This window comes from Pectobacterium brasiliense (assembly GCF_016950255.1).
Classification (GTDB): domain Bacteria; phylum Pseudomonadota; class Gammaproteobacteria; order Enterobacterales; family Enterobacteriaceae; genus Pectobacterium; species Pectobacterium brasiliense.
This window is the reverse complement of record NZ_JACGFN010000002.1, coordinates 974,702-989,485: the sequence shown is the minus strand read 5'-3', so window position 1 is coordinate 989,485 and position 14,784 is coordinate 974,702. Positions and strand designations below refer to the sequence as shown.

Below are 14,784 nucleotides of genomic sequence, written 5' to 3'. Positions count from 1 at the left end.
AATCATTTCTTATTACGACTGGTTTTATTGGTACTCTCTCCGGCCAATGAAGCCAGTCGTTCTAATATCTTTCTGAGTTTTTCCGGGCTGTTGCCTGCTAACGTCCTCAATGTTTCCGCACTTTGTTCACTCAACTGACGCAACGGTTTGTCATCGGTATTTTCCGTCGGCGTAATGTCATTATTTTTCACGATTTCATGCCCTTTTGCGGCAAGCGTTGGATTAATCCTGATGTCGATTGAAGCCAATGATGGTAGTATTTGTGCGCGTAATGCAGAGAGCAGCGCAGGTTGTTCGTAACGTAACCGCATCAGCCAGCTGGCGTTGGCGGTTTCCAGTATCAGTAAACCTTGCCGGTAATTAGCGACGCGGCACCATGGGTGCAACGGTGCAGGCAGTAACCCGCGTACGGCACGGTTGAGTTTTAATAAGGCGATAGCGCGCTGTTGCACATCTTGTAGCGGGCCTTTACCCGACATGGATGCGCTATCAAACAGAAATTCCAGTGATTGTGGGCGGCTATCACGCATAGACCTGGCTCCGGTGGATGTTACTCGTGATTGGTATTCTAAATCGTTGGCGACAATTTGGCAGACGTTATTTCTGGCCGCATCTCTTATTAGGGATGGTCGCGGCGAGTCTTGGCCTGCCGACAAGCCTGAACGACTCACAGGATATCGCCTCACTCCCTAATTCAAGCTCCAGCGTGAGTCGCCAGAATCACGTATCGCTGAACCTTACCGATCTGGTCGCGCTGAAGGAAGCGCATCGGCGCTCGTCCTACAGCGTTGATTATTGGCATCAGCATGCGATTCGCACGGTAATCCGTCATCTTTCTTTTGCGTTGACGACGCCACAGACGACCAGTGCCGAGCAGGTTGACGATCTTCAACCTCATTCTTTGGTTTTGCTGGATACGCTAAATGCGTTGCTGACGCAGGATTCCCAGTATCCCTTTGTGATCTCCCCCCATGCTGGGCGCGTCACTTTTTACCCTCAGGCATACCATCAAATTGGCATCTGGCTTGCCCAAATCCGCGGCATCCGTGCAGGGCCTTCTCTTTTCAGCTGAACGTGTAGTAGATAATTAGCTGAAGAAATTTCTCTCGTTTTTTGCTGAGTTTCTCAGTCTTTCGATGTGTTGTTGCCACTGGATACGTGGCACTTGTGAGATTAAAACTATTATGGTCATGAATATCCTAACCAAAATTTTTGGTAGCCGTAACGATCGTACGCTGCGTCGTATGCGTAAAAATGTTGATGTCATCGGTCGTTTAGAACCAGAAATGGAAAAACTTTCAGATGAGGAACTGCAAGCGAAAACGCTAGAGTTCCGTGTTCGTCTGGAAAAGGGTGAAACGCTAGAGAACCTGCTGCCGGAAGCCTTCGCGGTAGTCCGTGAATCCAGTAAGCGTGTCTTTGGCATGCGTCACTTCGACGTGCAGCTTATCGGCGGTATGGTACTGAACGAACGCTGCATCGCGGAGATGCGTACTGGTGAAGGTAAAACGCTGACGGCAACGCTGCCTGCGTACCTGAATGCGCTGACTGGTCGTGGCGTACACGTAGTTACCGTGAACGATTATCTGGCACAGCGTGATGCCGAAAACAACCGTCCATTGTTTGAATTCCTTGGCCTGAGCGTCGGTATCAACCTGCCGGGAATGCCTGCTCCGGCCAAGCGTGAAGCCTATGCGGCAGACATCACCTACGGTACCAATAACGAATACGGTTTTGACTACCTGCGTGACAACATGGCGTTCAGCCCAGAAGAGCGCGTACAGCGTAAATTATACTATGCGCTGGTGGATGAGGTTGACTCCATCCTGATCGATGAGGCACGTACGCCGCTGATCATTTCCGGTCCGGCTGAAGACAGTTCTGAGCTTTATATCAGCGTCAATAAAATCATCCCTCACCTGATCCGTCAGGAGAAAGAAGATTCGGATACCTTCCACGGTGAAGGCCACTTCTCTGTTGATGAGAAAGCGCGTCAGGTTAACCTCACCGAGCGTGGTCTGGTTCTGGTAGAAGAACTGCTGGTGAAAGAAGGCATTATGGAAGAGGGCGAGTCGCTGTACTCTCCGACCAACATTATGCTGATGCACCATGTGACCGCTGCGCTGCGTGCGCACGTGTTGTTTACCCGCGATGTCGATTACATTGTGAAAGACGGTGAAGTCATCATCGTCGACGAACACACAGGCCGTACCATGCAGGGGCGTCGCTGGTCTGATGGTCTGCATCAGGCTGTGGAAGCGAAAGAGAAGGTGACCATTCAGAATGAAAACCAGACATTGGCTTCCATTACCTTCCAGAATTACTTCCGTCTGTATGAAAAACTGGCGGGGATGACCGGTACGGCAGATACCGAAGCGTTCGAATTCAGCTCCATCTATAAGCTGGATACGATTGTGGTGCCGACTAACCGTCCGATGATTCGTAAAGACTTGCCTGACCTGGTCTACATGACCGAGCAGGAAAAAATTGATGCCATCATTGAAGATATCAAAGACCGCTCTGTAAAAGGTCAGCCTATTCTGGTTGGTACGATCTCCATTGAGAAGTCAGAAGTAGTTTCTCAGGCGCTGGAAAAAGCGGGCATCAAACACAATGTGTTGAATGCGAAATTCCACGCCATGGAAGCGGACATCGTTGCACAGGCGGGTCAGTCTGGTGCGGTCACCATCGCGACCAACATGGCCGGTCGTGGTACGGACATCGTATTGGGCGGTAGCTGGCAGGCCGAAGTCGCACATCTGGAAAACCCAGATGACGCGCAAATTGCAGAAATCAAAGCGGCCTGGAAAGTGCGCCATGATGCGGTGTTGGCTGCGGGGGGCTTGCACATTATCGGTACAGAGCGCCATGAATCTCGCCGTATTGATAACCAGCTACGTGGACGTTCCGGTCGTCAGGGGGATGCGGGTTCATCACGCTTCTATCTGTCGATGGAAGATGCGCTGATGCGTATTTTTGCCTCCGATCGCGTTTCTAATATGATGCGTAAACTGGGTATGAAACCGGGCGAAGCGATTGAGCACCCGTGGGTTACCAAGGCAATTGCTAATGCCCAACGCAAAGTGGAAAGCCGTAACTTTGATATTCGTAAACAACTGCTGGAATACGATGATGTGGCGAACGACCAACGTCGTGCGATCTACACACAGCGTAACGAACTGCTGGATGTGTCCGATATCAGTGAAACCATCACCAGTATTCGTGAGGATGTGTTTAAAGCGACTATCGACAGCTACATTCCACCGGAATCTCTGGAAGAAATGTGGGATACGGAAGGTCTGGAACAGCGCCTGAAGAACGACTTCGATCTGGATATGCCGATCAAGGCGTGGCTGGATAAAGAGCCTGAGCTGCACGAAGAAACGCTGCGTGAGCGTATTTTCCAGCAGGCGCTTGAGGTTTATCATCGCAAAGAAGAAGTGGTTGGCGCTGAAGTCATGCGCAACTTCGAGAAAGGTGTGATGCTGCAGACGCTGGATTCCTTGTGGAAAGAGCATCTGGCGGCAATGGATTATCTGCGTCAGGGCATCCATCTGCGTGGCTATGCACAGAAAGATCCGAAACAAGAATATAAGCGTGAGTCGTTCTCTATGTTTGCCGCGATGCTGGAATCACTGAAATATGAAGTGATCAGTACGCTGAGCAAAGTTCAGGTGAGAATGCCGGAAGAAATTGAAGCGCTGGAGCAGCAACGCCGCGAAGAAGCTGAGCGTTTGGCACAGCAGCAACAGTTTAGCCATCAGGAAGAAGATAGCCTGAATACAGGTTCACCGGCGCAGGCAGATCGTAAAATTGGACGTAACGACCCTTGCCCATGTGGTTCAGGCAAGAAATATAAGCAGTGCCACGGTCGCTTACAGAAATAATTGACTGCTGATCCAGTGATTAGTATGTGATAAGTACAAGGGCGGTCATTGACCGCCTTTTACTTGATAAGAATCTGATAGGAAGTGTCATGACGCAAAAACAGTTATCCGTCGCGGTCGGCATCATCCGCAATGCGGAGCAGCAATATTTCATTGCTCGCCGCCCCGATGGCGTTCATATGGCAGGGATGTGGGAATTTCCCGGCGGTAAAGTTGAAGAAGGCGAAACGCCAGAGCAGGCGCTGATTCGTGAACTGCGTGAAGAAACGGGCATCGAAGCCAGCGCACCACAGCCGCTAAACGACAAAACGTTTTCTACGCCGGAGAGAATCATCACGCTTCATTTCTTTCTGGTTGAAACGTGGCAGGGGGAACCCTATGGTCGGGAAGGTCAGGAATCTCGCTGGGTGAGCGTAGAAGAATTACGTGAGGACGAGTTTCCGCCAGCGAATGCGGAGATGATCCGCTGGCTGAAATCGCTTTAATCTAGCTTTACCTGTCTGAAAGCCCCTGCCCGAAAACTAGAGTGGCGAAACGTGGCCGTTAGCGCGTTTCGCTCCAGTCTTCACTATCAGAAACCATATCATCACTTGGAATGCGCTTTTCTTCATCAGCCCATTCTCCCAAATCGATGAGCTGACAACGCTTGCTGCAAAATGGGCGATAGATGCTGGTTTCATCCCAGATGACTGCCTGCTTGCAGGTTGGGCACTTTACCGTCGTAATTTCTGCTGTCATAAGATTCTTTTCACTCTATTTGGTACGTAACACATATTTGTTACTTAACACATTTCTGTCTGTCAGGGCTGACTCTAGCAGCAGGCCAGTTCAAAGGTTAAACGCGGAGGGATGTGGCCGTTTTCGCTATCTAATGGCAGAAAACGGATGGCATAGCGTGTCTTATGGCCAGATATCTGCGGATAGAGCTGATGTACCTGTTCAAGGCGCAAACGTAGCAGATCAGCATCGGAGGCATTGTCCTGAAAAAAACCGTTCAGGCTGGTCTGCGGGCGGAACGTGCCAGAATGGCGGATCAGTTCCAAGATCATGTCCAAGGCTTGTTTGAGCGGCGATAAGGAGTTAAGCCAGCCGGAAACCAATTTCTCACGCAGTTCCTGAGGCTGGTGCAGCCAGCTATGCAAAGTGGGCAGATCGAAACTACAGCACCCGCCGGGAATACCAAGCCGCTGGCGTACCATGCCAATCAGGCGATCTTCCCGTAAAAACTGTCCCATTCGTGGTGCGGCCATCAACGTACTGGCCAGATCTTTCAACTGGCGTCTCAACGTATGGATGCGTTCCATGTCAACGCCCGGTACATCACTCCATTGCAGCAGTTTTTGCTGTTGCCGCTCGAGTTCTTTCAGTAGCTCGGTACGGACATCTCCACGTTCCAGCACATCGAGCAGTTCGGCGATAGCACGAAAAAATGTTAGAGCGCCTCCCATATCGGTCAGGGAGTGGTTTTGATGTAACTGCTGCAATAATGATTCGATACGCAACCAGGTACGTGTTTTTTCGTTCAGCGGGTATTCGAATAAAATCGTTGAGGGGGCGTCACTCATTCTTAGTCATCCTGTCGGCTGCGGAGGCGGCAAGCTCCAGGTACTGGCGGTGTAATTCCGCAACCTGTGGAGCCAGCTCGTTTGGGCAGCGACTGTTATCAATAATATCATCGGCATAAGCCAGGCGCTGTTCTCGGGTAGCCTGTGCTGCCAGTATGTTTTCTGCTTGTTGCTGGCTGATGCCATCGCGGGCCAGCGTACGTGCAAGCTGTGTTTCTTTGTCTACATCAACGACCAGAATACGCTGTGCCCGCTGTTGTAAACCATTCTCCACCAGTAAAGGGACGACCCACAGAATGTACGGTGCGGATGCAGCCTGAAACTGGGCCTGTGTTTCTTGGTGGATCAACGGATGGAGTAAATTATTCAGCCACTGTTTCTCCTCTGGTGAGGAAAAAATCCGCTGGCGTAGTGCGGCACGGTTCAATGAACCATCAGTATTGAGCATAGCGTCGCCAAACCGGAGCCTGATGGCATCCAGTGCGGGTTCCCCGGGCTCGACTACCTGACGCGCGATGATATCCGCATCAACGATGGAGGCCCCTAATTTGGCAAATTCATCGGCTACGGTGCTTTTTCCGCTGCCGATACCGCCCGTTAAGGCTACGATGTATGTCATTGCACCCGTGTTGAAAAGTTAACATTTCTACTATTTTCAAGGGTGAGGAATATCTTCCCGTCCCCCTGAAGTCAATCAGGTATCAACCGCAGTGTGCTTCACGTTATCACTTTGCTGGGTGATAGGTAAATTTCTCTGATTTTATCCCAAATAAAGTGAAAATCGCAGTCTTGCCGCAGGATTATTCCTGCGTATGATAACGTCACTGGTAAAGGGCTATTATTTTTTCAGAAATGATTATGCTCAGTAACGATACTGAGTATGCTGCCGTCACTAACCAGGAACTCGAACCTCATGCGTATTGAAGAAGATTTAAAGTTAGGCTTTAAAGACGTTCTCATCCGGCCAAAGCGTTCGACGCTGAAAAGCCGCTCCGACGTTGAACTGGAACGTCAATTCACCTTCCTCCATGCCGGCGGCAACTGGTCCGGCGTACCGATTATCGCAGCCAATATGGATACCGTGGGTACGTTTAGTATGGCGGAAGTCCTGGCCTCTTTTGATGTTCTGACGGCTGTGCATAAACACTACTCTGTCGAACAATGGTCTCAGTTTGTGCAACGCACACCGGCATCGGTGCTGCGCCATGTGATGGTCTCGACTGGGACATCTGAGGCTGATTTCATCAAGTTAAAGCAAATCTTGGCGCTGTCGCCTGAGCTGAAATTTATCTGTATCGATGTCGCCAATGGCTATTCCGAGCACTTTGTCACGTTCCTGCAAAAAGCACGCGAGGCCTGCCCGGATAAGGTCATCTGTGCAGGAAACGTTGTGACTGGCGAAATGGTGGAAGAACTGATTCTCTCCGGTGCGGACATCGTGAAAGTTGGCATTGGCCCCGGTTCTGTCTGCACAACACGCGTTAAAACGGGAGTTGGCTATCCTCAGCTTTCTGCTGTGATCGAATGCGCTGACGCCGCACATGGTCTCGGTGGGCAAATCGTGAGCGACGGCGGGTGCGCCATGCCGGGCGATGTCGCGAAAGCATTTGGCGGCGGAGCCGATTTCGTCATGCTGGGCGGTATGTTGGCAGGGCATGATGAATGTGAAGGCACCATCGTGGAAGAAAACGGAGAGAAAATGATGCTGTTCTACGGCATGAGTTCCGCATCCGCGATGGAGCGTCACGTTGGTGGTGTGGCGGAGTACCGTGCTGCAGAAGGAAAAACTGTGAAGTTGCCTCTGCGCGGTCCGGTAGACAATACCGTGCGCGATATTCTTGGTGGCTTGCGCTCGGCCTGTACCTATGTTGGTGCATCTCGTTTGAAAGAGCTGACAAAGCGTACAACGTTTATCCGCGTGGCCGAGCAGGAAAACCGTATTTTCAACGGGTAATCGCCGCCGTTACGCGCCATCATTTCCGTCCGCTGTTAGCGGCGGTGCATACGGCGTAGTTTGTCGCTGTTTGTATGTTGCATTGGTTTGTATGTTGTATTGGTCGGTTCAGGCACCGGCCAATACATTCCCCAACTGGAAGATAGGCAAATACATGCCAATCACCAGCGCCCCGACCATTCCCCCGACGACCATCATCAGCAACGGTTCCAGCGTTTGTGTCAGCATGTCTGCCTGCTGTTGTACGCGACCCTCATGCCATTCTGCCAGTTGCGTAAAGATCGCATCCAACGCACCGGTTTCTTCTCCCACGCGGATCAGTTGCGGACAGGGCACGGGGAACAGTACGGCGTGATGCTGTGTGGCATGGTATAGCGATATCCCCTGATGCAGCTGCGCCTGTATCTGTTGAATTGCAGCCTGATAAAGTGGGTGACGGATCGTCGCAGCGGCATCCAGCCCTTCTGGGAGCGTTAAGCCAGCATGTTGCGTCATAGCCAGAATATGGAATATCTGGTTCAGCGATTTACCGCGTAACAGGCTGGATACGATAGGAAGCTTCAGCAGCCATTCTTGCTCTCGGGTCTTCCACAATGGCCGTTTCTGCCTCAAGCGGGCGTACCCCACCATCAGGCAGCTAAGCATCAGCAACCCAATCAGTCCGTAGTCAGATATGATTTCTGCCAGATAAAGCAACTGACGGGTAAACCACGGCAACGGCGTATCGAACGAGGAATAGAGCGTCGCAAACTCGGGCAGAACCAGCGTTAACATCATCATGCTGACCAGCATGGCGATTGCTAAAACAAAGCAGGGGTAACGTAACGCTTTGATGACTTTCTGTTGCAGCCTGGACTGTTTTTCTTGCTGCTGGGCGAGCTGTAGGCAGCATGCGTCCAGCTTGCCGGTTAGCTCGCCGACGGCAATGAGGGAGCGATACAGAACGGGAAAGATGTGAGGATATTCCTGTAGTGCCTCAGACAGCGAGCTTCCCTGAGCAACGTGGGTACGAACATCCCGTAATACGCAGCGCCAGCCGGGGCGATCGTGCTGTTCCGACACCAGTTTTAATGCTTCTAGCAGTGGCAATCCGGCTTGTAGCAGGGCCGCAAGCTGTTTGATTGACTCGCCTAGCTGTTCACGTTTCCAGTAGCGTAGCGACAGGTAATGGCCGGCTTTTACGAGAAGCGGCTGGTAGCCCTGTGCAATCAGGCTGGCATAGGCGTGCTGGCGATGTGTGCTAATGAGTTCTCCATCGATAAATTCGCCCTCGGACGTGATGCCCTGCCAGTGATATAAGCGCTGTAGTCTCATTTCGCCTCCTGATTCATTGACCGCTCATCGCCCACCACACGGTAGACTTCAGCCAGTGAGGTCAGGCCGTCGTTGACCAACTCAAGCCCCGCGGCCAGCAAGGTTGGAAAACCGGAATGGCGAGAGAGTGCAGATAATTCCACTGTGCTGGTGTTGCCCGCTAGCGCTGCCTGAAAATCTGGCGTGATAGGCAACAATTCATAGAGCGCGACGCGACCATAGTAGCCAGAAAAACAGTGGCTACAGCCGCGGGCTTGCCAATGTTGCAGTGGCCCTTGCCATACGTCGTTTGGTAGTGAAAGTAGCGGTTCTTCTGGGGTTTTACAGTGTGGGCATAACCGGCGTACAAGGCGTTGGGCAATGATGAGTTTTAGCGCCGCCGCTAACAGGTAACCGGGGATGCCCAGATGACTGAGGCGAGTTAACGTTTCTACGGCAGAATTGGTATGCAGTGTGGACATGACCAGATGGCCGGTTTGTGCGGCTTTTACCGCAATTTCTGCGGTTTCAGCGTCACGGATTTCACCGATCATAATGACGTCTGGATCCTGTCGCAGCAGCGCTCGTAAAATTCGGCCAAAGCCCAGTTCGGCTTTGGGATTGACTGCCGTTTGGTTGATGCCCTGCAAGGGAATTTCGACCGGATCTTCCACGCTACAGATATTGCGGCTGCACTCGTTTAGCCAGCGTATCGCGCTGTAAAGCGTGACGGTTTTTCCACTGCCCGTTGGGCCTGTGACTAACAGCATTCCCTGTGAGGCGCTCAGCACGCTAATCACCTGCTGTAACGCCTTTGCGGTGAGCCCGAGTTTATCCAGTGCCAGCTCCTGCTGGTGCGTTTGCAGAATACGCAGTACGATTTTTTCGCCTTGTTGTACGGGCAGCGTAGCGATACGTAATGAATAGGCTTGTTGATCCAGCGTAAGGCTGAATTGGCCGTCCTGCGGCAGTCGCCGTTCAGCGATGTTCAACTTACTCATGATTTTCAACCGTGCGGTAATACGGTTTGTCAGTTCGGGCGGCGGTGCGGATATGGCTTGTAGCACGCCGTCAATGCGTAGTCGGACGCGATAGCCGTCCAGTAATGGCTCAAAGTGGATATCAGAAGCGCGACGCTGAACCGCGAGACGTAGTGTTTGATGGATAAATTGTGCAACAGGGGAGTCGTCGTCATGATCCTGCTGCCCTGTGCTGTTGTTATGAATATTGTTATGAGTGTTGGCATAAGTGCTGGCATGGTAGGTTTCTGCGGGCTCGGCAACGGCGTTCACCGGGTTAAGCTGCTGTTCCATTCTGGCCTGTGGCCACTGTTCCACCATAATGCGGCGATTGCTGGCGAAACGCAGCGCGGCAATCATCTCCGCAGAAGGGGAGGCCGTGACGGCGACCGATAGCGTTTGTTCATCGAGACTGAGCAACAATGCCTGATAACGTCGGCACAGCGTCTGTAATTCGCTGAGCGTATGCTCGGAGGAGAAGGAGGAGTCTGTCATGATTAGCCTGCCGTATTATCGAAACGGAAAACGTCCTGACAGGCGGATTGCAGGCTCTCTGTACTGTCATCCGTGGCGCAGCTTTTCGTCCAACGTGAAGCGCCGGTTTCTCTATCCCACGTTGGCGTCAGAATAACTTGCAGCCCTTGCAGAGTGGATTGGCCCGTTAGCGTAATCACGCCTTGAGCGACGCTAACGGCGCTGACATAGCGTGAGGATCTGCTACCCGGAATTCCCTGATTACCTGCATTGCAGGCCGTAAACGCGGCATTTTCCAGACCACAGAGATCAACCGGTGTTTTATAAGACACCATCGTCTGCAGCATGTCCGTTAGCGCTGCTTTTTGCAGATAGCCCTGATAAGCCGGTACGCCAATAGCACTGAGGATGGCGACGATCGCAATAACGATCATCAGCTCAATCAGCGTAAATCCTTGTTGTGTTGCCATGTTGATTTCCCTGTTGTTGCATATAAATTTTGTGGCGCATAAATGTTGCGGTACATAAATCCATACGGATGGCGGCAGCATAGAAAAGGGAGCGAAGGCTGACGAGCAGGGAAATGCGAAACAGGAAAGCGCTACGACATGTTTTGAGTGGACTTGCAGAGGATTGAAAATTTTTTGCGAGCAGAGACGCAATTTTTCACGCTGTCGGGACAGGAAGTCCGCGCGGGATTTGTCGTTTGTGTTGTTACGGTGGTGTGCGAGAGGATGAGATGTCGAGAGGAGAACGAGGTGCGAAATAGCACCTCACCGATAGAAATAGAAGAGCGGTTAGATGAAGCGCATGGATAAATCCAGTGCCTGTACGTGCTTGGTTAACGCTCCCACGGAGATATAGTCCACGCCCGTTTCGGCGTAGCCACGCAGCGTGTCGAGGGTGACATTACCGGATATCTCCAGCAGTGCTCGGCCCTGTGTCGTGTTAACGGCTTCCCGGATGTTATCCAGACTAAAATTATCCAGCATGATGATATCGGCACCTGCTTCCAGCGCTTGCTGTAATTCGTCCAGTGATTCGACTTCAACCTCTACCGGAACATCGCTACGCAGAGACTGTGCTTTTTCTACCGCATTTTTGATTGAACCCGCGGCGATGATATGGTTTTCCTTGATCAGGAAAGCATCGGATAGGCCGAGTCGGTGGTTGTCTCCGCCACCGCATGATACGGCGTATTTCAGCGCGGTTCTCAGCCCAGGCAGCGTCTTGCGTGTATCCAGCAGTCGAGTACGCGTTCCCTGTAACACGGCAACATAGCGGCTGACTTCAGTGGCGACGCCGGACAGCGTTTGCAGGAAATTCAGCGCAGTGCGTTCACCTGTCAGGAGCTGTTTGGCTGGGCCTGTGATGTCGCACAGCGTTTGGTTGGGCGTGATAGCGTCGCCATCGGCAACGTGCCAGACGATCGTTGTTGTATTGCCTAATTGAGAAAAGACTTCCTCAAGCCAGCGCGTGCCGCAGAATATACCTGCTTCACGCGTGATAATGCGTGCGCTGACGGTCTCGTTGTCGGGGAGCAGAAGTGCGGTAATGTCTTGATTAGCATCGACGATGCCACCTAAATCTTCACGCAAGGCCAGTTGCACGCTGGCGGGGATATCTTGTGCAATACGAGCGAGCAGGGCTTGTTGGCGTTGTTCCTGACTGTAGCGACGCGTTGACATGACAAAACTCCGAAGGGGGATTCGGAGGTCTATGCTACCTTGTTTATATCAGGACATCCAGAATGAATAGTTATTACAATTCAACCTGTTACTGTTATTAACTTTCCGGCGAACATCCGTGGTCGCCGGAAAGCGGAGGCGATTTTAGAAGTTGTAACCGACGACCAGGTAGTAGCCCCAGCCGGTAGATTTCACTTCAAACGGGCCTTTGCCGAAATTGAGTTCTGCGCCATCAGCCCATTGGCCGCCGTTGTGGAAATAACGCGCGACGAAAGAGTAGTGCCAGTGGTCATAGCCCAGCGCCAGAATATGGCTGGATGCAATGGAATTGTTGGTGCGGCTTGAGTTCGATTTATCACGCAGTTCTGAGCCAAAATCGAAATTGGTGAAGCTGATATACGAGACGTTGCCGCCCAACATCGAACCCAGTGGGTAAGAGTATTTCACTTTTACACGGTAGCCATCCCACTCGTTTTCGTTAGCGGCGCCGTAGTTCTGCCATTGGTATTTGGCATAGCCGTTCAGTGAGAGAGACAGGTCGGTGCCGGTATCAATATCGGTACCTAAGCCCATGTACCAGGTGCTCTGGCGTGAACCGCTGTTGCGACCCTGATCGTAAATAACGTTATTAGCGATGTACCACTCTTTAAACGGACCAAAGCTCAGATCGGCTCCCGTCAGTTTATCAATGGAGAAGCGTGGTTCGATCTCGACAAACAGCGGAGAGCCTTTGTCCCAAATGCCACGGCTGTCGGGATCGCCACCAAAAAACTTAGGCGCATCGGCGTAGCCGTAGAAATCGAACCAGTCTTTGCGCGCAAAGGCTTCGTATTCCAGGTAAGTCGTGCTGTTCAGTTGCGGCCCGAAACGCGTGTGGGCGCTCCCGACGACGTTAATGCTCTGGTGCCACCAGTCGGACAGGTATTCGGCTTTATTGCTGTCGGCAAGAGCAGGCATTGAGCATGACAGCGCGAGCAAAGCGCCTGCGGCGAAAGTTTTTTTCATGTTAAGTACCATAGGTGTGAGACGTTATTGACGTCGTACGTAAGATCGCAAAATAAGTTTTGGTAATATCTAAAAAAAGCAGAAGATAATTTTGTCATGCATTTTAAGTAAAAATAGACGCAATGCACGAAAACGATTGCCTTTTGCTATGCCATTACATTTGTAATGTGATTTTAATCACATAATGGTGTTAGGAATTTCACCTTACTAAAAAATTATCGGGATTGCGTTCAGGCAGGAAAGCGACGGGAATATCACGAAAAAAACGGTAAAACCTATTGATATCCAGTTGAATAGATAGCATGGCGTGAAACATGGTATCTTGGATACAAGGACCTTTTGGCTACAATGGGTTTTACACCTGACATTATTTTTATATCTGACATTGTTTTTACTCCTGAAATTGATTTTTCGCCTGATTCAGCCGGCAAACGATACGATGCGAGGTTATCGCCGATGCTTTTGGAAAATGGCTGGTTATCCGACATTACACACACGCCTTCACCGCATTATGATGGTCGCCCGAATGATGAGGTGCCTTCCCTACTGGTGATCCACAATATTAGTCTGCCGCCCGGTGAGTTTGGCGGCCCGTATATTGATCAACTGTTTACGGCGACGTTGGATCCTACTGCGCATCCTTATTTCGCCGATATTTCACATTTACGCGTCGCGGCACACTGCCTGATTCGCCGCGATGGGCAAATCACCCAGTATGTGCCTTTCGATCAGCGTGCCTGGCATGCCGGTGTTTCGGTGTTTGAAGGCCGGGAACGCTGTAATGATTTTTCTATTGGTATTGAGCTGGAAGGAACGGATACGCTGCCTTTTACCGTGCAGCAGTATCACTCGCTGGTTGCGATTACACGCCTGTTAATGCGAGCCTATCCTATTACGCTATCGCGAATCACCGGACACAGCGACATCGCGCCGGGCCGTAAAACCGATCCCGGACCGGCATTTGACTGGGACGGTTATCATCGTCTGCTACAAGAAAGCGGGACAGAGAACAAAGGGAGTCTGGATTAATGACGCTGTTTACACTGTTGCTTACGCTGGCATGGGAACGCTTGTTCAAACAGGGCGAGCACTGGCAGATCGATCATCGGCTTGAGGTCGTATTCCGGCATGTGCCGTCTCCGTCTTTATTGCAAACGCTGTTCCTGACGCTCTGCAGCATGAGCATCGTAGCGGGCTTGCTATGGCTCACGAGCGGCATTCTGTTCGGCCTGATTTCTCTTTTGCTGTGGATTGTCATCAGTCTGATGTGCATTGGTGCGGGTGAAATCCGTCAGCACTATCGGCGCTATTTGCAGGCGGCGCAGCGCGGCGAGGCGGATGCCAGCCGAGAAATGGCGGCTGAACTGGCGCTGATTCACGGTCTGCCCGTTGGCACGGGAGAAGAAGAGCAACTTAAAGAGCTGCAAAATGCGCTGCTGTGGATAAATTTCCGGTTTTATTTAGCGCCGCTGTTCTGGTTTATCGCTGCCGGACCCTACGGGCCGATTGCGCTGACGGGGTATGCATTTTTACGCGCCAGACAGACCTGGCTTGCCCGCCACCACACCCCGCTGGAGCGCGCGCAGTCTGGCGTCGATAGTTTACTGCATTGGCTTGATTGGATCCCTGCACGTTTGGCGGGCGCCGCTTACGCATTGCTGGGGCACGGCGAGAAAGCACTGCCTGCCTGGTTCGCCTCGCTGGGGGATTCTCGCAGTTCACAGTATTGGGTGTTGACTCAACTGGCCCAATTTTCTCTCGCGCGTGAATCCCACGTTGAGCCTGTGGAAACGCCCAAAGCCGCTGTGACGCTGGCGAAAAAGGTGACGCTGGTATTAGTGGTCGTCGTCGCGCTCCTGACGATATACGGTGCGCTGGTTTAATTTCCCGTTGGGCGTC

General features: G+C 51.8%; 15 protein-coding genes. 6 read left to right on the top strand and 9 right to left on the bottom strand.

Going from position 1 to position 14,784, the window contains the following annotated elements:
* Window positions 1–2: 2 nt before the first annotated feature.
* The gene (locus tag H4F65_RS18990) at window positions 3–530 is read right to left on the bottom strand and encodes a DUF721 domain-containing protein (RefSeq protein WP_010681513.1); all 528 of its coding nucleotides are present in this window, start codon (window positions 528–530) and stop codon (window positions 3–5) included.
* A 26-nt stretch (window positions 531–556) separates the two neighbouring features.
* Here H4F65_RS18990 and secM point away from each other — a divergent pair, with 26 nt between their 5' ends.
* The 3 genes from secM to mutT all read left to right on the top strand — a co-directional run bounded on the left by secM (window position 557) and on the right by mutT (window position 4,372).
* Window positions 557–1,072: a secA translation cis-regulator SecM gene (gene secM, locus H4F65_RS18985; RefSeq protein WP_172644991.1), complete on the top strand. Its 516-nt coding sequence runs from the start codon at window positions 557–559 to the stop codon at window positions 1,070–1,072.
* A 112-nt stretch (window positions 1,073–1,184) separates the two neighbouring features.
* On the top strand, window positions 1,185–3,887 hold the full coding sequence (gene secA, locus H4F65_RS18980; protein ID WP_010681511.1) for a preprotein translocase subunit SecA: 2,703 nt from the start codon (window positions 1,185–1,187) through the stop codon (window positions 3,885–3,887).
* 89 nt (window positions 3,888–3,976) lie between these two features.
* On the top strand, window positions 3,977–4,372 hold the full coding sequence (mutT, locus tag H4F65_RS18975; protein WP_010681510.1) for an 8-oxo-dGTP diphosphatase MutT: 396 nt from the start codon (window positions 3,977–3,979) through the stop codon (window positions 4,370–4,372).
* Between the two features lie 58 nt (window positions 4,373–4,430).
* Here mutT and yacG read toward each other — a convergent pair whose 3' ends face one another.
* From yacG to coaE, 3 genes are all read right to left on the bottom strand, one after another.
* Window positions 4,431–4,625, bottom strand: coding sequence for a DNA gyrase inhibitor YacG (gene yacG, locus H4F65_RS18970; protein ID WP_010681509.1), 195 nt, complete (start codon window positions 4,623–4,625; stop codon window positions 4,431–4,433).
* A gap of 74 nt (window positions 4,626–4,699) precedes the next feature.
* On the bottom strand, window positions 4,700–5,452 hold the full coding sequence (gene zapD, locus H4F65_RS18965) for a cell division protein ZapD (RefSeq protein ID WP_010681508.1): 753 nt from the start codon (window positions 5,450–5,452) through the stop codon (window positions 4,700–4,702).
* Window positions 5,445–6,071, bottom strand: coding sequence for a dephospho-CoA kinase (gene coaE, locus H4F65_RS18960; protein WP_010681507.1), 627 nt, complete (start codon window positions 6,069–6,071; stop codon window positions 5,445–5,447). The genes zapD and coaE overlap by 8 nt, the downstream gene beginning before the upstream one ends.
* Window positions 6,072–6,365: 294 nt before the next feature.
* On the opposite strand from coaE, the gene H4F65_RS18955 reads away from it, so the two are divergent.
* Entirely contained in the window at window positions 6,366–7,406 is a 1,041-nt protein-coding gene (locus tag H4F65_RS18955; protein WP_010681506.1) for a GMP reductase, read from the top strand.
* Window positions 7,407–7,514: 108 nt separating this feature from the next.
* Here H4F65_RS18955 and hofC read toward each other — a convergent pair whose 3' ends face one another.
* From hofC to H4F65_RS18930, 5 genes are all read right to left on the bottom strand, one after another.
* Window positions 7,515–8,720: a protein transport protein HofC gene (gene hofC, locus H4F65_RS18950; RefSeq protein WP_010681505.1), complete on the bottom strand. Its 1,206-nt coding sequence runs from the start codon at window positions 8,718–8,720 to the stop codon at window positions 7,515–7,517.
* Entirely contained in the window at window positions 8,717–10,213 is a 1,497-nt protein-coding gene (gene gspE, locus H4F65_RS18945; protein WP_010681504.1) for a type II secretion system protein GspE, read from the bottom strand. Before gspE ends, hofC begins: the two co-directional genes overlap by 4 nt.
* A 2-nt stretch (window positions 10,214–10,215) precedes the next feature.
* A complete protein-coding gene (gene ppdD / locus H4F65_RS18940; RefSeq protein ID WP_010681503.1) occupies window positions 10,216–10,662 on the bottom strand; it encodes a prepilin peptidase-dependent pilin in 447 nt (148 codons plus the stop codon).
* Window positions 10,663–10,989: 327 nt separating this feature from the next.
* Window positions 10,990–11,880 (bottom strand): carboxylating nicotinate-nucleotide diphosphorylase, encoded by an 891-nt coding sequence (gene nadC, locus H4F65_RS18935; RefSeq protein ID WP_010681502.1) that lies wholly within the window; start codon window positions 11,878–11,880, stop codon window positions 10,990–10,992.
* A 144-nt stretch (window positions 11,881–12,024) separates the two neighbouring features.
* Complete coding sequence (locus H4F65_RS18930) at window positions 12,025–12,885, bottom strand: nucleoside-specific channel-forming protein Tsx (protein WP_010681501.1); 861 nt, start codon at window positions 12,883–12,885, stop codon at window positions 12,025–12,027.
* A gap of 456 nt (window positions 12,886–13,341) precedes the next feature.
* Here H4F65_RS18930 and ampD point away from each other — a divergent pair, with 456 nt between their 5' ends.
* Together ampD and ampE are read left to right on the top strand one after the other, a co-directional pair.
* The gene (gene ampD / locus H4F65_RS18925; RefSeq protein ID WP_039319144.1) at window positions 13,342–13,914 is read left to right on the top strand and encodes a 1,6-anhydro-N-acetylmuramyl-L-alanine amidase AmpD; all 573 of its coding nucleotides are present in this window, start codon (window positions 13,342–13,344) and stop codon (window positions 13,912–13,914) included.
* Window positions 13,914–14,768, top strand: coding sequence for a beta-lactamase regulator AmpE (ampE, locus tag H4F65_RS18920; protein WP_010681499.1), 855 nt, complete (start codon window positions 13,914–13,916; stop codon window positions 14,766–14,768). The genes ampD and ampE overlap by 1 nt, the downstream gene beginning before the upstream one ends.
* Window positions 14,769–14,784: the final 16 nt, after the last annotated feature.